This is a genomic window from Sporosarcina cyprini, assembly GCF_022048975.1.
Lineage (GTDB): Bacteria > Bacillota > Bacilli > Bacillales_A > Planococcaceae > Sporosarcina > Sporosarcina cyprini.
The window spans coordinates 134,604-154,796 of the sequence record NZ_JAKMHX010000017.1 but is presented as its reverse complement, the minus strand read 5'-3'; the positions used below and the strand labels follow the sequence as shown (position 1 = coordinate 154,796).

Genomic DNA, 20,193 nt, shown 5'->3' with positions numbered 1-20,193 from the left:
TGAACCTTCAAAACTGAACGCAAAACGTCAACGTATGAACCGGAGGTTCATATTCCGTAATTATCCTTAGAAAGGAGGTGATCCAGCCGCACCTTCCGATACGGCTACCTTGTTACGACTTCACCCCAATCATCTGTCCCACCTTCGGCGGCTGGCTCCCGTAAGGGTTACCCCACCGACTTCGGGTGTTACAAACTCTCGTGGTGTGACGGGCGGTGTGTACAAGACCCGGGAACGTATTCACCGTGGCATGCTGATCCACGATTACTAGCGATTCCGGCTTCATGCAGGCGAGTTGCAGCCTGCAATCCGAACTGGGAACGGTTTTATGGGATTGGCTCCCCCTCGCGGGTTCGCAGCCCTTTGTACCGTCCATTGTAGCACGTGTGTAGCCCAGGTCATAAGGGGCATGATGATTTGACGTCATCCCCACCTTCCTCCGGTTTGTCACCGGCAGTCACCTTAGAGTGCCCAACTGAATGCTGGCAACTAAGATCAAGGGTTGCGCTCGTTGCGGGACTTAACCCAACATCTCACGACACGAGCTGACGACAACCATGCACCACCTGTCACCGCTGTCCCCGAAGGGAAAGACATGTCTCCATGCCGGTCAGCGGGATGTCAAGACCTGGTAAGGTTCTTCGCGTTGCTTCGAATTAAACCACATGCTCCACCGCTTGTGCGGGTCCCCGTCAATTCCTTTGAGTTTCAGCCTTGCGGCCGTACTCCCCAGGCGGAGTGCTTAATGCGTTAGCTGCAGCACTAAGGGGCGGAAACCCCCTAACACTTAGCACTCATCGTTTACGGCGTGGACTACCAGGGTATCTAATCCTGTTTGCTCCCCACGCTTTCGCGCCTCAGCGTCAGTTACAGACCAGAAAGCCGCCTTCGCCACTGGTGTTCCTCCACATCTCTACGCATTTCACCGCTACACGTGGAATTCCGCTTTCCTCTTCTGCACTCAAGTCCTCCAGTTTCCAATGACCCTCCACGGTTGAGCCGTGGGCTTTCACATCAGACTTAAAGGACCGCCTGCGCGCGCTTTACGCCCAATAATTCCGGACAACGCTTGCCACCTACGTATTACCGCGGCTGCTGGCACGTAGTTAGCCGTGGCTTTCTGACGAGGTACCGTCAAGGTACGAGCAGTTACTCTCGTACGTGTTCTTCCCTCGCAACAGAGCTTTACGATCCGAAAACCTTCTTCGCTCACGCGGCGTTGCTCCATCAGACTTTCGTCCATTGTGGAAGATTCCCTACTGCTGCCTCCCGTAGGAGTCTGGGCCGTGTCTCAGTCCCAGTGTGGCCGATCACCCTCTCAGGTCGGCTACGCATCGTCGCCTTGGTAGGCCGTTACCCCACCAACTAGCTAATGCGCCGCGGGCCCATCCTGCAGTGACAGCCGAAACCGTCTTTCAGAGTTCCTCCATGCGGAGGAACTGATTATTCGGTATTAGCCCCGGTTTCCCGGAGTTATCCCCATCTGCAGGGCAGGTTGCCCACGTGTTACTCACCCGTCCGCCGCTAACTTCAGGGAGCAAGCTCCCATCTGTCCGCTCGACTTGCATGTATTAGGCACGCCGCCAGCGTTCGTCCTGAGCCAGGATCAAACTCTCCATAAATCTGGCGACCGATCTGCAGCGCATTGCGTTGTTGACTTCACTCGCTCAGTCGGTCACGTACCGTAGTACGCTCCCTCCTTCGCTTGTTCGTCTCCTAGCACTGCACTACATCTCGTCCACCAGTATGAGAAATTCGAATAGCTCGAGTTTCTTGCTGGCATCAATTAAGATGTCAATTTTGAATCCAAAGATTCGTGTTTGTCCTCTTCCCGACGAGGTCGAGTTCAGACTTTATTGTTGACGTTTTGCTGTTCAGTTTTCAAGGTTCATGTTTGTTGTTGCCGTATCAGCAACTCTTATATCTTATCACTCTGTTCACTTCATGTCAACACTTTTTAAAACTTTATTTCTAAATGTTTTTTGGTTGGTTTTGTGAAGTGCAACGTTACTTACTATACCAGTTACTTATTTTCTTCGCAATAGTTTTTTTAGAAAAACCTTAGATTTTTATACTTTTGTTTATTCCTACAGGCATCGCCTTTAAAACTCACTATTAGAACGCGATAAAAAACGTGCTTTCCTATTACTATTTCATAGGAAAACACGTAATAGTAATTAGAATGCTAACAAGTACAACTGCTCTTTTAGACAGTTACCATTCAAATACGTCCTTTGCTCTTGCCATACCTATTCAATTACTGCTCCAATACTTTCTCGATAGAGAGTGAACGTTTTGAAGCCAGATCGACTGTTTCACCGGTCGGTAGCTTTTTAATCAACGGCCGCAGCGGAGCATCACGATGGATGAACATGACCTCTCCCATATCGCCGTCCGATAATTTCACTCTTGTTCCAATGGAGATATTTCCAATCAAGCTCTCTAGCGCTTGGACAATCTTAATATCAAACTTACCGAATTCCTCTTCCTTAATCATTTCCAGTACTTTATAAGGTGATTGCTTGGAACGATAAATCCGTTCGGACGTCATCGCATGGAAAACATCGGACACTGCTAGAATTTGTGAGTACACCGATATGCTCTCCAATTTATCTCCTCTCGGATAACCGCTGCCATCGAGCCGTTCGTGATGCTGGAAGACTGCCAGCTTCATTTCCTTACGTAGTAGCGGTGTGTCTTGTAACATTTGAAAGCTGAAAATCGTATGTTTTTTTACTTCGTTATATTCCTCTCTCGATAGAAAGGCCGACTTTTCGGTTATTTGCGGGTCGATTTTTGCCATGCCGACATCGGCAAGCACGCCTGCCAGGCCTACCTGCAACGCATCTCCAGATGGATAACCGAGCTGCTTGCTAATTGCGGCTGCCAAGATGCCCACTCCTACCGAATGGTGATATAAATAATCTTTCGACTCGGATAATTCATTTAGAGAAATCAACATATTCTTGCGGGTAGCGAAGGATTCCAAAAGGGGCAATACGGTTTGACGCACTTTGGTGATATCCACCTTTGCACCGGAACGCCAGCCCATGAACTCCTTTTTAAAATTTCGTACTGTTTCATAGTATTGTTTTCGAAGAGTCTCTCGGCTAATGGGCATATTTTTCAGCATGTCAGCGGTAGACATGGCTTGGGAATCTTTGTCCTCGTCAGTCAATTTGTCTGGAGCCACCCGCTCTTCGACCTTCACCCGTGTCACTCCAAATGCTCGTAACGCATAGAGATGTTCCGGAGTCAGTTCCGTGTCTTTGCGCATGATCGGGTATTTTGTTTTGACGAAAACGTCTTCCTTCAATAGGATACCGGGGCGTAAGTCGCTCGTGTTCTTATAGAGTTCCATTACTGTTGGTTCACCGCTTTCGAGTTCTTTGTGACTATTATACTCCATATTTTTGGAATAAACTATGAAAAAAGTTGCTGATCCTGCAAATAGCAGAATCAGCAACTTCAATATTTCATTTATTCTTCATCCTGCGTTTCAGTCGAAAGCTCTTCAGCCGGTTCTAACTCCGTTATGTCATCCCCGGATTCCTCTGCTTCCTCTTCAGGTTCTTCTTTCTCCACCTTGGCAACAGTGGCAACGAGCTCATCCTCGCCAAGACGGATGAGGCGAACGCCTTGTGTGCTCCGGCCAATCGAGGAAATATCCTCAATGTCCATCCGGATAAGAATGCCGTGAATCGTAATAAGCATCAAATCTTCCGTGCCATTAACAGTCTTCATGGCGACAAGCTGGCCGTTCCGCTCTGTTACGTTCAACGTCTTTAAGCCGTAACCGCCACGGGTTTGAATCCGATATTCTGATTCAGGTGTACGTTTTCCGAACCCTTTTTCCGTAACGACAAGGATTTCATCGCCTTCTCTGACCGTATCCATTCCAACAGCGATGTCGCCTTCCCGCAGGCGGATACCTCGCACTCCGCTTGCAACCCGGCCCATCACACGGATGTCTTCTTCATGGAATTTGATCAGCATGCCGTTTTTCGTCCCGATTGCGATCTGTTCATTGCCGCTCGTCATCCTAACGCCAATCAGTTCGTCATCACCACGAAGTGTGAGGGCGATCAGACCGTTGGACCGGATATTGGCAAAGTCAGAGATCGGTGTTCGTTTTACAACTCCTCCACAAGTAGCGAAGAAGAGATATTTGTCATCCTCGAACTTTTCAATTGGGATCATCGCTGTAACTTTTTCATTTTTGTCAAAATCCAATAGATTGATGATCGGCAGACCCTTCGCTGTTCTGCTATATTCAGGGACCTCATATCCTTTTTTCTTGAAGACCCTGCCTCTGCTAGTGAAGAAGAGAATCGTATCGTGGGTTGACGTGTTCAGGAGATGTTCCACGAAGTCATCGTCATTTGTTCCCATCCCTTGGATGCCTCGGCCACCTCGGCGTTGGCTTCGATACGTATTAGCCGGCAATCTCTTAATGTACCCATTATGGGTTAGTGTCAAAACAGAATTTTCAACAGGAATGAGATCTTCGTCTTCCAGCATTTCAGAACCGCCCATCGTAATATCCGTTCTGCGTTCATCCGCAAAACGGCGTTTTACTTCTAACAGTTCCTCCTTAATGATGTCGACGACTTTCTGTTCGTCTGCCAAAATGGCCCGCAATTCAGCAATCAAGACTAGAAGCTCCTGATACTCAGACTCGATTTTGTCACGTTCTAAACCAGTCAAACGCTGGAGACGCATATCGAGGATCGCCTGAGCTTGGCGGTCTGATAGATCGAAACGCTCCATCAGTCCGTGTTTCGCTTCATCCGTCGTTTTGGATGCCCGGATTAAAGCAATGATCTCATCGATATGATCGAGTGCAATACGCAAACCTTCCAAAATATGAGCCCGGTCTTCCGCTTTGTTCAAATCAAATTGCGTTCTGCGGCGGATGACGACTTTCTGGTGCTCTAAATAGTGATAGAGAATTTCTTTAAGCGCCAGAATTTTCGGCTGCCCATCGACCAAGGCGAGCATATTGATGCCGAAGCTCGATTGCAAGGCAGTATGTTTATATAAATTATTGAGAAGAACGTTGGAATTTGCATCCCGGCGGACTTCGATAACAATCCGCATGCCTGTGCGATCTGATTCATCGGCTAAATGAGTAATGCCTTCGATTTTTTTATCGCGCACCAGCTCAGCGATTTTTTCAATCAATTTTGCTTTGTTTACTTGGTACGGAAGTTCCGTCACAATGATCGTTTCTTTACCGTTCGCTTGCTGTTCGATTTCGACTTTTCCGCGGATGATGATGGAACCTCTTCCGGTTTCATAAGCTCTGCGGATTCCGCTTCTTCCCATGATGATCCCGCCCGTAGGGAAATCGGGACCTGGAATGATCTCCATCAATTCATCGGTCGTAATAGCCGGGTTGTCTGCGAGCGCCAATACTCCATCAATCGTTTCACCCAAATGATGTGGAGGGATATTGGTAGCCATACCGACTGCGATACCTGACGTACCGTTCACTAAAAGATTCGGGAAACGGCTCGGGAGGACAATCGGCTCCTTCTCTTGCCCATCGTAGTTGTCTTGATAATCAATGGTGTCTTTGTTAATATCACGCAGCAGTTCCATCGCAATCCGCGACATTCTGGACTCGGTATAACGCATCGCAGCTGCCGAGTCGCCGTCTACGGACCCGAAGTTCCCGTGTCCGTCCACTAGCATATAGCGGTAGTTGAAGTCCTGCGCCATCCGGACCATCGTGTCGTATACGGCACTGTCGCCGTGCGGGTGATACTTACCGATTACGTCACCAACGATACGAGCAGATTTTTTGTGTGGTTTATCAGCTGTGTTTCCTAGGTCCTGCATCGCGTAAAGAATACGTCGGTGCACCGGTTTCAAACCGTCTCGGACGTCCGGAAGTGCACGGGACACGATGACACTCATCGCGTAATCGAGGAAGGATGTCTTCATCTCCGTACTAATATTGATTCCTTGGACACCGCGGTTCGGCATATCAGCCATGTTGTCAAACTCCTTTCAACTCAGGCAATCTCTTTATCCATCTAGATTTTCCTGATCACAAGCCTATCAAGTATCCAAATTCTTGACGTACATCGCGTTCTCTTCAATGAATCGGCGGCGCGGCTCTACTTCATCACCCATGAGCTGTTCAAAGGTTGAATCGGCATCGAGCGCATCTTCGAGATGAACTTGAAGCAATGTGCGCACCTCTGGGTTCATTGTCGTTTCCCAAAGCTGCGTCGCATCCATCTCACCCAGCCCTTTATAACGTGTAATGGCCGGCTTTGGAACTTCTGGCAGACGGTTCAGGATCTCTCTTAATTCCACTTCGTCAAAGCAATATTCCTCATGTTTCCCTTGCTTCACCCGATAAAGAGGCGGCTGGGCAATGTAAACATATCCTGCCTCAATCAATGGGCGCATGAAACGGAAGAAGAATGTAAGCAATAAAGTCCGGATATGGGCACCATCGACGTCGGCATCGGTCATGATGACAATTTTATGATATCGCGCTTTCTGTAGATCGAACTCATCTCCGATTCCTGTTCCAAGCGCAGTGATCATCATACGGATTTCCGCGTTGCTCAGGATTCGGTCGAGTCTTGCCTTCTCAACGTTCAATATCTTACCGCGCAGAGGCAGGATCGCTTGGAAATGACGGTCCCGTCCGCTTTTTGCGGATCCGCCCGCCGAGTCACCCTCAACGATATATAGTTCGCTGATAGCCGGATCCCGAGAAGAACAGTCGGCAAGCTTGCCTGGAAGACTGGATACTTCCAGTACTGATTTCCGGCGCGTCAATTCACGGGCATTTTTTGCCGCAATCCGTGCACGGGCAGCCATTAAGCTTTTATCAATAACGAGTCGTGCCGTCGTTGGGTTTTCAAGAAGGAAACGTTGGAAGCTTTCCGAAAAGAGCGAGTTCGTAATGGTGCTCACTTCGGAGTTTCCTAGTTTCGTCTTCGTCTGCCCTTCAAATTGCGGGTCTGGATGTTTAACCGAAATGATGGCGGTGAGCCCTTCACGGACGTCATCCCCCGATAGATTCGGATCTGCTTCCTTCAGCAAATTGTTTTTGCGGGCATAGTCGTTGATGACACGCGTCAAAGCTGTCTTGAAACCGGACTCATGCGTACCGCCTTCGTACGTATTGATGTTATTGGCAAATGAATAAATGTTCTCCGCATAACCGCTGTTATATTGCATAGCAATTTCGATGGAGATGCCATCTTTTTCACCCTCAATAAAAATCGGTTCCTCGTGAATCGGTCCTTTGTTTTTGTTCAGATGCTCGACATAGGATTTGATTCCGCCTTCGTAGTAGAAGGTGTCCATCCTTTTTTCCTCTTCCCGGTCATCTGTTATGCTGATGCGCAGCCCACGGTTCAAGTAAGCCAGCTCACGCAAACGATTGGCGAGGATGTCATATTCATATACAGTCGTTTCGGTGAAAATTTCTGGATCGGCTTTAAAACGGGTCGTTGTTCCTGTTTCATCTGTCTCGCCGATGACTGTCAGCTCCTGCGTCGGAACGCCTCGCTCGAATTTAATCGAATGGACTTTGCCATCGAGTTTGACATATACTTCCGTCGCTTCGGAAAGGGCGTTAACGACCGAAGCACCAACACCGTGCAAACCGCCGGATACTTTGTACCCTCCGCCACCGAATTTTCCGCCCGCATGCAGGACAGTCATAATGACTTCAACTGCTGGACGGCCTGTGGACTCCTGAATGCCGACTGGAATTCCGCGTCCATTGTCATCTACACGGATCCAATTATCCTTCTCAATCGTGACCTCTATGTGATCGCAATAGCCTGCGAGCGCTTCGTCGATACTATTATCGACAATTTCCCAAACGAGATGGTGGAGCCCTCTCGAACTTGTTGTCCCGATGTACATGCCGGGCCGCTTACGAACAGCTTCCAATCCTTCTAGAACTTGGATCTGATTGGCATCATAAGCTGTCTGCATGTCTTTCTCTTCCATTGCCAACGTGTTCACCTTTCCTTTCTGAACCATACATATAACGATGAACCTGCCTAGCATAAGCAGGGGATTTTGGTCTCTTATTCTCTTTTGAAAACAGTGCCAGCATCCACTTCGAACAATTCGGCATGCCGTATCGTTTCGTGGTCAATCCCCGAAATGTTCGTTGTCGTAACAAAAGTCTGCACTTGGCCTTGCATAGTGTTCAGAAGATGCGATTGGCGATAGTCGTCCAGTTCTGACAGGACATCGTCCAGGAGCAGGACTGGTGTTTCGCCAACCTCTTGTTTGACCAATTCTATTTCTGCCAGTTTCAAGGACAGAGCCGTTGTGCGCTGCTGTCCTTGAGAGCCGTACGTTTGTATATCATAGCCATTCACAAAGAAATGGAGATCATCACGATGAGGGCCGACTAATGTGACGCCTCGTTCTAACTCCCTCCGCTTCGCTTCGTGCAATTTTTGGCTGATTATCTTTTCCATCTCTTCCACAGTCTGCCCAGAATCAAGTTCTTTTAAAGTACCGTACGATACTTTTAATTGCTCGAGGCCTCTGGAAATCCCTTTATGAATCGGTTCCGCCCATTTTTGCAGCAATTCCATGAAGTAAAAACGCTTGCGTATGATTTCCACCGCAACCTGAACATACTGTTCCGTGTAGATATCAAACATGACGTCATGAAAATCAAGCTTGCCTCGGTTCTCTTTCAAGATGGCATTGCGTTGCTTCAAGACCTTTTGGAACGTCAATAAATCATGTAGATAGACAGGTGAGATTTGACCGATCTCCATGTCGAGGAATCTCCGCCTGATCTGCGGGCTGCCTTTTACGAGGTTTAAATCTTCCGGGGCAAACATGACAACGTTCAATTGTCCAATGTAGAGGCTTAGGCGATTTTGTTCCAAATGGTTGACCTTCGCTTTTTTGCCTTTCTTCGAAATGGTCAATTCTAGGGGAAGCCGACCATACTTCCGCTGGATCTCCCCTTCTATTTTAGCATACTCTTGCTCCCAACGTATCAGTTCACGATCATTCGAAGTGCGATGGGATTTCGCCATGGACAATACATAGATCGCCTCCATGATATTTGTCTTGCCCTGCGCGTTCTCTCCGATGAGTACGTTGATTTTCGGAGAAAAAGAGAGATCGAGTGAAGGATAGTTTCGATAATTCGTTAAAGCGAGCCGCTCAATGTGCATCCGTTTGACCACTTGTATCCGAAACTATTTTAAACCGGCCTATACCAGGAATGTTAACAAGATCGCCATCATATAATTTTTTTCCGCGCCGGCGTTCTTCTTCGCCATTCAAGAAAACAGGATTTTCTTCCAAAAACCATTTGGCCATGCCGCCTGAACTGATGGCATTCGTCATTTTCAACACTTGGCCCAGCGTGACAAATTCAGTATCAATCATCAACTTATCCATTCGCTTCCATCCTTCGCATTGTAATCTGTCCTTCTATTTTACCTAACTTTCGACCGTAAGTAAAAAGGATAGTCAACTCATTGACTATCCTTCAAAATCAAAATGTTCGCACCGGTAATATGAGCTGGAGAATGGCATCATTATCGGCGGATTTCAAGATGAACGGGCGCATGGCACCAGTAAAGTGGATGGCAATGTCCTGTCCATCAATCGCTTTTAAAGCGTCCATCATATATTTTGCGCTAAAGGAGATTTTTAAATCTTCCCCTTTTACGTCAATTGCTTCGACCGTCTCTTCAACCTTCCCGACTTCAGGAGAATTCGAAGAGATTTCCAGTACTTTACCTTCATCTGCAGAAAAACGAACGATATTATTCCGTTCTTCCCTTGCGAGAAGCGATGCACGGTCAATAGCCTGAAGCAGCATTTTGCCGTTCACAGTCACAGATGTTTTGTATTCAGAAGGAATCAAGCGGGAAGTATCCGGATAATTTCCTTCAAGTAATCTGGAATAAAACAAGACATTCTTTGTTTTGAACAGGACTTGTTGATCTGCAATGACAATCTCCACAGGATCCGAGTGATCTGGGAGAATTTTATTTAATTCCTGAAGGCTTTTGCCTGGAATGACAACACTGAACGGGCTTTCAGGCATTTGTTCCGGCTGTACAGTACGGCGTGCGAGCCGGTGACTATCCGTTGCGACACATGTAAGGCTGTCCTCAGTCGCATCCCAGTGAACCCCTGTCAAAATAGGCCGTGTTTCTTGTTGGGACACCGCAAACACAGTTTCACGGATAATCGATTTCATCAGATCCGCTGGCAATGAAAAACGGTGATCGTCTTTTACATTCGGCAAGATTGGGTAATCATCTGCATTAGAACCGATCAGGTGGAATTCTGATTTGCCTGAGTGGATATGAGTTTGCGTTCCGTTTGAAACTTCGATCGTTACATCATTGGTTGGCAATTTCCGAACAATTTCACTGAAGAATTTTGCTTGAAGCACAATACTTCCTGGTTCAATTACACGGATGAGCTGCTCCCCATTTTCTTCAACAGGAATGAAGGTACAGATTGTAATATCTGAATCGCTTCCTGTCATCCGGAGTCCTTTTTCGTCTACTTCGATTTTTATCCCCGTCAAAATGGGAACCGCGACTTTTTGACTGATAGCCTTCATGACATCTGTCAGACCATCTAGCAGGCGATCCCTCATAATCTCAAATTTCATCTCGATCCCTCGCTTATATATGAATTAATTATTAATAAAACAGTAATAGTAGTAATAGGGCCTGTGGATATGTGTATAAGCTTCTTAACCTCTTAATTTTAAAAGATATTCACATGTGCATAAAGTGTGCGCATGTGTGAAACAGTTATTCTATTTTATCCACAGCTCAACCGCGTCCAAGTGCGCTGCGTAAATCTTGGATGTCATGTTGAAGTGCCTGATCCTCTTTTAACTGTTGTGAAATCTTCTCATGGGCATGGATGACAGTCGAGTGATCCCGTCCGCCAAATTCAGACCCGATTTTTGGCAAGGACGAATCGGTCAGTTCACGGGCCAGATACATAGCCACTTGACGTGGAAATGCGATGGCACGCGTCCGTTTTTTCGCTGAAAAGTCCTCCAGCCGGATATTAAAGTGCTCTCCGACTGCCTTTTGGATATCTAGGATCGTAATGGTACGCGGCCTGGAGTTTGGAATGATATCTTTTAATGCTTCCGCAGCCAGATCAGGGGTGATATCCATATTGACTAAGGAAGAATAAGCGACGACTCGGATGAGTGCCCCTTCAAGTTCCCTAATATTCGTATCGATCTGATTGGCAATATAGAGCATCACTTCATTCGAAATGTCGATCAGGCCGTCCGCCTTCGCCTTCTTTTGCAATATCGCAATCCGTGTCTCCAAATCAGGAGGAGCGATATCGGTAATCAGGCCCCACTCAAACCGGGATCGAAGACGGTCTTCCAGCGTAGGAATCTCCTTTGGAGGCCGGTCGCTCGAGATGATAATTTGTTTGGATTCTTCATGCAGCGTATTGAATGTATGGAAAAATTCCTCTTGGGTCTGTTCTTTTCCAGCAATGAATTGAATATCATCTATCAAAAGCACGTCCACATTCCGATACTGATTCCGGAATTCGCCGGCTTTATTATTCATAATGGAATTGATGAACTCATTCGTGAATTTTTCGGATGATAAATAGACGACTTTCGCTTCAGGATTCTGCTCCAGAATATAATGGCCGATCGCGTGCATTAAATGCGTTTTTCCGAGACCGACGCCGCCATAGATGAACAACGGATTGTATGACTTGGCAGGTGCTTCCGCCACTGCGAGTGATGCAGCATGCGCAAAGCGGTTTCCTGAACCGATGACGAACGTATCAAATGTATATTTGGGATTCAGCATGACAGATGCCGACGGTGTTTGTACTTTTTCGACCTGTTTTCCGACCGGTTTTGGCACAGGAAAATCATGCTGTTCCATCTCTTCTGGAACAACAAACTGTATAAGCCGATCTTCACCCGTCAGTTCGGACAGGATGCCAGTAATCAAATGGACATAATGAGTTTCAAGCCAATCCTTCGCGAATGAATTGGGAACGGCTATCGTCGCGTTTTCCTCGCCATAGGAGATGAGTTTTGTAGATTTCAGCCACGTTTCAAAACTTGGCCGGGAAATCTTTTCTTCCACTTTCGACAAAACTTCATTCCATAGATTTTCTAACTGATCCAATCTTGCGCCTCCTTTTCTATCGAAATTTACTCGGAAATATGTATTATACACAGTTTTCAGCGTTGTGGATAACAAAAATCCAAAAGTGTTGAAAAAATTATCCACAACATATTAACAATTGTGGATAAAGAGTCGGCTTGTTTATAATGTTCACAACAAAATCTTTTTCATTGTACCAAGGAATCGTAAGGATGACAAGGTGTTAGATAAGTTATTCACAATGCGGGCAGCTGTGGACATTTGTTTTATCCACAGCTTTTCATATGTGAAAAATTTGTCGATAAGTGTTGTGCATAAAAAAAATCACTTTTTAATTTGCTCACAAGTTGTCCCGAAGAAATGATTTTAGGATTGTGGATAATTAATTTTCGGTTTTGCAATCGTTCTAAGGAGAGAATCAAAGAAAGAGATCAAAGCGGCAGTTGAGACTAGGATAAAAAGATGCAGAAAAGTTGTTGACTTTATCTGTCAAGCCCTTTATACTGTTCAAGACTGTCACATACGTAGATGGACAATGCAGGAGGTGTCTTTGAAATGAAACGTACATTCCAACCAAATAAACGTAAACGTAGTAAAGTTCACGGCTTCCGTGCGAGAATGAGCTCTAAAAACGGCCGTAGAGTTCTTGCAGCTCGTCGTCGCAAAGGAAGAAAAGTGCTTTCAGCATAAGACCACTGTCCTCAGTGGTCTTTTTTTCTCGTTTAGGGAAGAAGCCGACTTATTTCACTATCCTTAGGTAATGATAGGTCGAGGGAAAGAATCGACGAAAAGCAGGTGAACAACTTGAGAAAACGGCAGCGGATCAAGAAGAATGAAGAATTCCAGAAAGTATTTAAAAGCGGCAAGTCGTTTGCAAATCGGCAATTTGTCGTGTATGTGTTGCGGAAAGAGGAGCAGACCGAATTCCGGATTGGGCTTTCCGTCGGAAAAAAGATCGGAAATGCCGTTAAGCGTAACCAAATTAAGCGTTATATCCGACAAGCGTTTCTCGAGCTGAAGGATGAGCTAAGAAATGATGCGGATTACGTCATTATCGCCAGACATCAGGCGGCCAACTTGGATTTTCACGAAACGAAAAAAAGCTTGCAGCACGTTTTGCGGATCGCAAAAGTGTTAAGGAAGAAGTAGAACGTTATAAATGTTCATGATAAACTGATATCAACGCATTTTTGGACAGATATGGGGGAACTGATTTGAAGAAGAAATTTGGATTACTATTAATACTGACTGTGTTGTCAGTATTTTTGGCCGGCTGTTCGGAATTCAAGGAGCCGATCTACTCGACCAGTGAAGGCTTCTGGAATCAATATATCGTTTGGCCGATTGTATCACTGATCGTGACTTTCAAAGATCTGCTGGGTACGTATGGACTCGGGATCATCGCAGTTACTATTATTATCCGCCTGATTCTGTTGCCGCTTATGATCAAACAGGCGCAAAGCTCGAAACGGATGCAAGAGATGCAGCCGATTCTTGCAGGCTTGAAAGAAAAGTACAAGTCAAAAGACGCTGTGACTCAACAGAAATACCGGGAAGAAATGCAGCGGGTCATGACGGAGCAAAAGATTAATCCAGCAGCTGGCTGTTTGCCTGTCATTATTCAAATGCCGATTATCATAGGCTTATATCATGCGATCAGCCGAATGAATGCAACACCAGAAATCGCGCTTGGAAAATTTCTTGTCTTTGAACTTGCCACACCGAGCATCACGCTGGCCATCACGGCAGGACTCATGCAATTCATCGTTTTACGGACTGGCCCTGCGATGGACAATCCGCAAATGAAAGTAATGATGTATATCATGCCTTTCATGATCATGATCTTCGGAACATTTTTACCAGCAGCACTCGCTTTGTATTGGGTTATCGGGAACATCATTTCAATTATCCAGAACATCTTCATTTACAAACCATTTAAGAAGAAAGAAGTGGCACCTGTAAAAGTAGGAGGGAAACGGAAATGAACAAGGTAGCGCGGAAGGGAGCCTCGATCGAACTGGCAATCGAGGCGGCTTTGCGGGAACTTGGCGTAACCCGGGATCAGGTAGAGGTTGAAGTTGTCGATCCCGGTAAAAAAGGATTTCTAGGAATCGGTGCACGGGATGCAGAAGTCGTTGTCACGGTGAAAGCAGAAGAAACTCCAGAACCAGCGGCAGAGTCAGTCGTTGCAGAAACGGTGACTAAGGCGCAAGTAGAGACGGAGCAGGTAAAAGAAACGGAACCGGCAAACCCGGCAGAGCAGTTGAGCACATCGATTGAACCAATGAATGCTGAAACGGATGCTCTAGCCGAGGATACGGAGTCATCGAAGAAAGTGTCGGACGACAAAGCGATCGAGGAGACAAAAAAGTACTTGCTCGCAATCGCGGAAGACATGGGAATCCAGGATTTGAAGATCGAACATGAGAATGACGGAAAGTACATTTCATTCCACTTGGAAAGCTCGAAAGCAGCCTTTTTAATTGGAAAGAGGGGACAGACACTCAATTCCCTTCAGCAACTTAGCCAGCTCGTTGTGAATAAATATGCGGAACAATTCAAAGTCATCCGCCTGGATGTCGGCGATTATCGCGAAAGACGCGAACAGTCGCTGGAGCAGCTGGCGGAACGGATGGCAGACCAAGCCATTCGCACGGGACGGAAAGTGCAGCTGGAGCCGATGCCTTCCTATGAACGCAAAGTCATCCATAACGCATTGTCCAACCGGCTGGATATTGAAACGTATTCAGAAGGTACAGATCCAAACCGTTACTTGGTCATTGAACCGATGAAATAATGAAAAAGCCTGCAGGAATACTCGTGATAACCGAGTGTCCTTGCAGGCTTTTCATATTAAAAGAGCAGGAGCAATCCGCTGACTGTCGGAGTGGCAATCATTGCAGCTTTTAAAACCGGTTTTGGAACGATATTCGTAAATTTTGCCCCAATGTACGCTCCAATCATTGTGCCGACGAGTACTTGCAACAGCAACTTGGCATGGAGCAGACCTTCAGTGGAGTAGCCGATGCCGCCCCCAATCGCAATGGGAACAATGACAAGCATCGTTGTGCCGACGGATTGCTGTAAACTAAGCCCGAGAAACGTAAGAAGCCCGAGCTGAATAAAGGGAGTCGATCCGATGCCAAATGCGCCCGAAAGCAGGCCAGTGATGATGCCCAGTGCAACTGTTTTCGCTAAAAAGACTGAATAACGGCTGTCATTGCGCCCAGCTTCCTTAGGATGAAGGAAAAATAACCGGAAGACGAGGAGAGCTGCCGAAAATAACAGCATGCCGCCTGTAAAATAATGAAGGTTCTGCTCTGGAATAAAGACTGCCAGCTTAGAACCGATAAAGGCCCCGACGGCACCAAAACTGCCAACCAATAAACCGGCTTTAATTGCAATATTGCCCTCCCGGTAATGGCTGAAAGCCCCCGAAAGACTCGTAAAAGCCATCGCCGTCAAAGAAGTGGCCACCGCCGCATGGATTGGAACATGAAAGACCAACGTCAATACGGCGATGATGAATCCGGCTCCCCCAGCTCCTATAAAACCGAGTATGGCGCCAAGCGCTAACATGGTTAAAACAATCGCCATAACGAGCCCCCAATCGATGAATAAATATTCAATTCCTACAGTATAACATGGTATAGCGGCGACTTTTCCGCATTTCGTTTGAAATGAGAAAGCCACCTCCATTTATTTTCTATTTCCATCAGACGAATTATCCACATTTTTTGGTGTGGATACTAGGAGAAAACGAGCTTTTATGATATTATATTACGTTAGATAGTCATGTCCAAAATAGTTATCCACATGTGCATAACAAAGTCGGAGAGGTGAAGAAAATGCATTATGATACTATTGCTGCGATATCCACACCAATGGGTGAAGGAGCCATCGCCATCGTCCGGCTCAGTGGGGACGAAGCTATCCAACTGACAAGTCGCATTTTTCGTTCGCCGTCAGGGAAAAACTTGGCGGATGAACCATCACATACAATCCATTACGGACATCTGATCGATCCTTCGACTGAAGAGGTGATCGAGGAAGTAATGGTTTCCATCATGCGGGCACCCAAAACATTCACTCGGGAAGATGTAGTCGAAGTGAATTGCCATGGCGGCCTTGTTGCAGTGAAGCGGGTGCTGCAACTCATTCTAAAAGAGGGAGCGCGTCTTGCCGAGCCAGGCGAGTTCACGAAACGAGCCTTCTTGAATGGGCGGATTGACCTGTCTCAAGCGGAAGCCGTCATGGATTTGATTCGGGCAAAAACAGATCGTGCCATGAATGTCGCTCTGAATCAGATGGATGGAAAGCTTTCCAGGCTGATCGGGGATTTGCGCCAAGCCTTATTAGAAACATTGGCCCAAGTCGAGGTGAACATCGACTATCCGGAATATGACGATGTCGAAGAAATGACCATTCCGTTAATGATTGAAAAATGCTCATGGGTGAGTGAGGAGATCGACAAGCTGCTTCGCACGTCCTCCCAAGGGAAAATTTTGCGGGAAGGTTTATCCACGGTTATCATCGGTCGGCCGAACGTCGGGAAGTCTTCACTGTTGAACAGTCTCGTACAAGAAAATAAAGCGATTGTTACCGACATTGCGGGGACGACTCGTGATATTATAGAAGAATACGTCAATGTACGGGGTGTTCCTTTACGCCTCGTAGATACCGCCGGCATTCGGGAGACGGAAGATATCGTTGAACGGATCGGGGTGGAACGTTCTCGCCAAGTACTAAAGGAAGCTGATTTGATTCTCCTTGTCCTCAATAGTTCTGAGGAACTTACGGAAGAAGACAAGCGGCTTTTTGAAGCGACGGCGGGCATGGATCGAATCATTGTGGTCAACAAAACGGATCTTCCTCGAAAACTTGATCTTTCTGAGGTCGAAAATTTCGTTAAAAACGCCAAAATTGTTGCCACTTCATTAATGAAAGAAGAAGGCGTCGATGAACTCGAAGAAGCAATCTCCAAATTGTTCTTTGAAGGTTCGCTTGAAGCAGGGGATTTAACGTACGTTTCCAATGCACGGCATATCGCTCTTCTCCATAAGGCACACGCCACAATTCAAGATGCCATTGCAGCGGCAGAAGCGAATGTTCCGGTTGATATGATTCAAATCGACGTCACACGTACTTGGGAAATACTCGGGGAAATTGTAGGGGATACAGTGCAAGAAAGCTTGATTAACCAATTGTTCTCCCAGTTCTGTTTAGGAAAATAAAGGCGGAGACATTCCGCCTCTTATTTCATCATATAACGTTATTTTTACGCATGAGCCAAGGACTACTTTAACTATAGGAAGGATGAACGAACATGCCACAATTTGAAGCAGGCACGTTCGATTGTATTGTCATCGGAGCAGGCCATGCCGGTGTAGAAGCGGCTTTGGCTTCAGCGAAGATGGGTGCATCGACACTCGCACTAACGATGAATCTTGATATGATCGCTTTTATGCCGTGCAATCCTTCACTCGGCGGTCCTGCTAAAGGGATTGTCGTTCGTGAAATCGATGCACTTGGCGGAGCGATGGCAAAAGTGATTGATAAGACGCATATTCAAATGCGTATGCTGAACACAGGGAAAGGACCAGCTGTCCGGGCACTTCGGGCTCAGGCGGATAAAGTCCTCTACCAGCAAGAAATGAAGCGGACGCTGGAAGAGCAGGACAACTTGACTCTTCACCAGGGCGTCGTCGAAAAACTGATTGTGGAAGATGATGAAGTGAAAGGTGTTATCACACAAATCGGTGCCATCTATCGTGCAAAAACGGTCATTATCACGACGGGAACTTTCTTGCGCGGCGAAATTATTATCGGTGACTTGAAATATTCAAGCGGACCGAATAACCAAATGCCGTCTATCGGGCTTGCAGACAGCTTGCGTGAGCTTGGACTTGAAACCGTGCGTTTCAAGACAGGAACGCCACCGCGTGTCAACGGCAAAACAATCGATTACAGCAAAACGGAAATCCAGCCAGGGGATGACGTTCCACGGGCGTTCAGTTATGAAACGACTGAATTCATCATGGATCAATTGCCTTGCTGGTTAACCTATACAACACCGGCCACCCATGAAATCATTAATGAAAACCTCCACTTGTCACCTATGTATTCGGGAATGATCCAAGGGAAGGGACCACGCTATTGTCCTTCCATTGAGGATAAAATCGTCCGCTTTGCCGATAAATCACGCCACCAAATTTTCCTGGAACCAGAAGGAAGAAATACGAAAGAATATTACGTACAAGGTCTTTCGACCAGCTTGCCAGAACACGTTCAACGGAAGTTGCTTGAGAGTGTGCCAGGTCTGGAAAAGGCGGAAATGATGCGTGCCGGCTACGCAATCGAATACGATGCGATTGTGCCGACGCAGCTTTGGCCGACTTTGGAGACAAAAAAGATCCGCAATCTGTATACGGCAGGGCAAATTAACGGAACCTCCGGTTATGAGGAAGCCGCAGCACAGGGGATCATGGCAGGAATCAATGCAGCAAGCCGTGTCCTCGGCAAAGATGAAGTAGTCCTCAGCCGATCAGATGCTTATATTGGCGTACTGATTGATGATCTTGTGACAAAAGGAACAAACGAACCGTACCGTTTGCTCACATCGCGCGCTGAATATCGCTTGCTTTTGCGTCACGACAATGCAGACTTGCGGTTGACTGAAATCGGATATCGTCTTGGCATGATCAGTGAGGAACGGCACGAAGCATTCCTTGCGAAGAAACAATTGATCGAAGAAGAAATCGATCGGCTACGCCAAGTGACGATCAAACCGAGTGAAGAAGTGCAGGAAATCATTCGTGAATCAGAAGGAGCCGAATTGAAAGAACCGATGAAAGCAGCGGATCTATTAAAACGGCCTGAAATGAAATACAGCCAAATTGCCCGTATCGTTCCTCCGGCAGAAGAGAAACCGGAAGATGTCGCGGAGCAAGTAGAGATATTCATCAAATATGAAGGCTATATCCAAAAATCGATGCAACAAGTCGAACGCATGAAAAAAATGGAAAATAAAAAGATACCTGAAGACATTGATTACCATGCCATTTCAGGACTAGCCAAAGAGGCCAAGACAAACTTAAGTGAAGTCCGGCCACTTTCCATCGCACAAGCATCACGGATCTCAGGGGTAAATCCGGCCGATATTTCGATTCTCCTCGTTTATATTGAACAGGGGAAAATTGCGAAAATATCAGGGTGAGTCATTGAACTGATGCAGATGGGAACGTCTGCGTCAGTTTTTTTTATTCGTGTTAGGAGGGTCAAATTGAATCCAGAACAGTTTGTACAAGCATTGCAAGAAAAAGGGATTGAATTGAACGATAGACAAAGAGGTCAATTCAACGATTATTTTCGGTTACTCGTCGAGTGGAATGAAAAAATGAACCTCACAGCGATCACTGATGAGCCATCTGTCTTTTTAAAACACTTTTTTGATTCCATCAGTGCAGCATTTTACGTACCGATGGAAGGGGAATTAACTATATGTGATGTAGGGGCGGGAGCTGGATTTCCAAGTATTCCGTTAAAGATTTGCTTCCCCAATTTATCTGTCACGATTGTGGATTCATTGAACAAACGAATTACCTTTTTGAACGAGCTGGCAAATCAGCTTGAACTTACAAACGTAAGATTTGTCCATGCCAGAGCCGAAGAATTTGGTCAAAATCCAGCCTATCGGGAACAATTCGATATGGTCACGGCACGTGCTGTGGCGCGTTTATCCGTTCTTGCGGAACTTTGCATTCCACTGGCAAAGGAAAATGGCCGATTCATCTCCATGAAAGGGGCGGCAGCGGAGGAAGAACTCTCCGATGCGGAAAAAGCCATTTCAGTCCTTGGAGCTAAGTTGGAAGATAAATACTCATTCTCCTTACCGATTGAAGATAGCGAGAGAAATATTTTTGTTTTCCGTAAATTGAAAAAGACACCTAAGAAGTATCCTCGGAAGCCAGGCATTCCCAATAAAACGCCGATTCAGTAATTGTTTCACGTGAAACAAAAGTAAGCGTGCCGTTTGGAAGGGTCTTAT

The 20,193-nt window shown here is 46.4% G+C and carries 15 protein-coding genes and 1 rRNA gene; 7 read left to right on the top strand and 9 right to left on the bottom strand.

Translation table 11 applies throughout. The annotated features are described in order from the left end of the window. Positions 1–70: 70 nt before the first annotated feature. The 8 genes from L7D49_RS05560 to dnaA all read right to left on the bottom strand — a co-directional run bounded on the left by L7D49_RS05560 (position 71) and on the right by dnaA (position 12,167). Positions 71–1,622, bottom strand: a 16S ribosomal RNA gene (locus L7D49_RS05560). 635 nt (positions 1,623–2,257) lie between these two features. Further along, entirely contained in the window at positions 2,258–3,361 is a 1,104-nt protein-coding gene (locus tag L7D49_RS05555) for an HD-GYP domain-containing protein (RefSeq protein WP_238079829.1), read from the bottom strand. Positions 3,362–3,480: 119 nt separating this feature from the next. Next, the gene (gyrA, locus tag L7D49_RS05550) at positions 3,481–6,000 is read right to left on the bottom strand and encodes a DNA gyrase subunit A (RefSeq protein WP_238079828.1); all 2,520 of its coding nucleotides are present in this window, start codon (positions 5,998–6,000) and stop codon (positions 3,481–3,483) included. 66 nt (positions 6,001–6,066) lie between these two features. Beyond that, the gene (gyrB, locus tag L7D49_RS05545; RefSeq protein ID WP_238079836.1) at positions 6,067–7,989 is read right to left on the bottom strand and encodes a DNA topoisomerase (ATP-hydrolyzing) subunit B; all 1,923 of its coding nucleotides are present in this window, start codon (positions 7,987–7,989) and stop codon (positions 6,067–6,069) included. A gap of 80 nt (positions 7,990–8,069) precedes the next feature. Continuing rightward, complete coding sequence (gene recF, locus L7D49_RS05540; RefSeq protein WP_238079827.1) at positions 8,070–9,188, bottom strand: DNA replication/repair protein RecF; 1,119 nt, start codon at positions 9,186–9,188, stop codon at positions 8,070–8,072. After that, positions 9,178–9,417, bottom strand: coding sequence for a S4 domain-containing protein YaaA (yaaA, locus tag L7D49_RS05535; protein WP_238079826.1), 240 nt, complete (start codon positions 9,415–9,417; stop codon positions 9,178–9,180). The genes recF and yaaA overlap by 11 nt, the downstream gene beginning before the upstream one ends. Positions 9,418–9,514: 97 nt before the next feature. After that, on the bottom strand, positions 9,515–10,651 hold the full coding sequence (dnaN, locus tag L7D49_RS05530) for a DNA polymerase III subunit beta (protein WP_238079825.1): 1,137 nt from the start codon (positions 10,649–10,651) through the stop codon (positions 9,515–9,517). A 166-nt stretch (positions 10,652–10,817) separates the two neighbouring features. Next, complete coding sequence (dnaA, locus tag L7D49_RS05525; RefSeq protein ID WP_238079824.1) at positions 10,818–12,167, bottom strand: chromosomal replication initiator protein DnaA; 1,350 nt, start codon at positions 12,165–12,167, stop codon at positions 10,818–10,820. 534 nt (positions 12,168–12,701) lie between these two features. Here dnaA and rpmH point away from each other — a divergent pair. From rpmH to jag, 4 genes are all read left to right on the top strand, one after another. Then, on the top strand, positions 12,702–12,836 hold the full coding sequence (gene rpmH / locus L7D49_RS05520) for a 50S ribosomal protein L34 (protein WP_144926158.1): 135 nt from the start codon (positions 12,702–12,704) through the stop codon (positions 12,834–12,836). 114 nt (positions 12,837–12,950) lie between these two features. Next, positions 12,951–13,295 carry a ribonuclease P protein component gene (rnpA, locus tag L7D49_RS05515; RefSeq protein ID WP_238079823.1) on the top strand — a complete coding sequence of 115 codons (345 nt, stop codon included), beginning with the start codon at positions 12,951–12,953 and terminating at the stop codon, positions 13,293–13,295. Between the two features lie 65 nt (positions 13,296–13,360). Further along, on the top strand, positions 13,361–14,131 hold the full coding sequence (gene yidC, locus L7D49_RS05510) for a membrane protein insertase YidC (RefSeq protein ID WP_238079822.1): 771 nt from the start codon (positions 13,361–13,363) through the stop codon (positions 14,129–14,131). Next, entirely contained in the window at positions 14,128–14,943 is an 816-nt protein-coding gene (jag, locus tag L7D49_RS05505) for an RNA-binding cell elongation regulator Jag/EloR (protein WP_238079821.1), read from the top strand. Before yidC ends, jag begins: the two co-directional genes overlap by 4 nt. A 56-nt stretch (positions 14,944–14,999) precedes the next feature. Here jag and L7D49_RS05500 read toward each other — a convergent pair whose 3' ends face one another. Next, on the bottom strand, positions 15,000–15,743 hold the full coding sequence (locus tag L7D49_RS05500; RefSeq protein WP_238079820.1) for a sulfite exporter TauE/SafE family protein: 744 nt from the start codon (positions 15,741–15,743) through the stop codon (positions 15,000–15,002). 251 nt (positions 15,744–15,994) lie between these two features. Between L7D49_RS05500 and mnmE the strand changes: the two genes are divergently transcribed. The 3 genes from mnmE to rsmG all read left to right on the top strand — a co-directional run bounded on the left by mnmE (position 15,995) and on the right by rsmG (position 20,145). Continuing rightward, on the top strand, positions 15,995–17,380 hold the full coding sequence (gene mnmE, locus L7D49_RS05495; protein ID WP_238079819.1) for a tRNA uridine-5-carboxymethylaminomethyl(34) synthesis GTPase MnmE: 1,386 nt from the start codon (positions 15,995–15,997) through the stop codon (positions 17,378–17,380). 92 nt (positions 17,381–17,472) lie between these two features. Then, positions 17,473–19,362: a tRNA uridine-5-carboxymethylaminomethyl(34) synthesis enzyme MnmG gene (mnmG, locus tag L7D49_RS05490; RefSeq protein ID WP_238079818.1), complete on the top strand. Its 1,890-nt coding sequence runs from the start codon at positions 17,473–17,475 to the stop codon at positions 19,360–19,362. Positions 19,363–19,428: 66 nt separating this feature from the next. Beyond that, positions 19,429–20,145, top strand: coding sequence for a 16S rRNA (guanine(527)-N(7))-methyltransferase RsmG (rsmG, locus tag L7D49_RS05485; protein WP_238079817.1), 717 nt, complete (start codon positions 19,429–19,431; stop codon positions 20,143–20,145). Positions 20,146–20,193: the final 48 nt, after the last annotated feature.

Excerpts from the sequence above, each read along its gene's own strand:
- L7D49_RS05555 (WP_238079829.1), bottom strand. The coding sequence starts at position 3,361 with ATGGAACTCTATAAGAACACGAGCGACTTACGCCCCGGTATCCTATTG.
- gyrA (WP_238079828.1), bottom strand. The coding sequence starts at position 6,000 with ATGGCTGATATGCCGAACCGCGGTGTCCAAGGAATCAATATTAGTACG.
- gyrB (WP_238079836.1), bottom strand. The coding sequence starts at position 7,989 with ATGGAAGAGAAAGACATGCAGACAGCTTATGATGCCAATCAGATCCAA.
- recF (WP_238079827.1), bottom strand. The coding sequence starts at position 9,188 with ATGCACATTGAGCGGCTCGCTTTAACGAATTATCGAAACTATCCTTCA.
- yaaA (WP_238079826.1), bottom strand. The coding sequence starts at position 9,417 with ATGGATAAGTTGATGATTGATACTGAATTTGTCACGCTGGGCCAAGTG.
- dnaN (WP_238079825.1), bottom strand. The coding sequence starts at position 10,651 with ATGAAATTTGAGATTATGAGGGATCGCCTGCTAGATGGTCTGACAGAT.
- rpmH (WP_144926158.1), top strand. The coding sequence starts at position 12,702 with ATGAAACGTACATTCCAACCAAATAAACGTAAACGTAGTAAAGTTCAC.
- jag (WP_238079821.1), top strand. The coding sequence starts at position 14,128 with ATGAACAAGGTAGCGCGGAAGGGAGCCTCGATCGAACTGGCAATCGAG.
- L7D49_RS05500 (WP_238079820.1), bottom strand. The coding sequence starts at position 15,743 with ATGGCGATTGTTTTAACCATGTTAGCGCTTGGCGCCATACTCGGTTTT.
- mnmE (WP_238079819.1), top strand. The coding sequence starts at position 15,995 with ATGCATTATGATACTATTGCTGCGATATCCACACCAATGGGTGAAGGA.
- mnmG (WP_238079818.1), top strand. The coding sequence starts at position 17,473 with ATGCCACAATTTGAAGCAGGCACGTTCGATTGTATTGTCATCGGAGCA.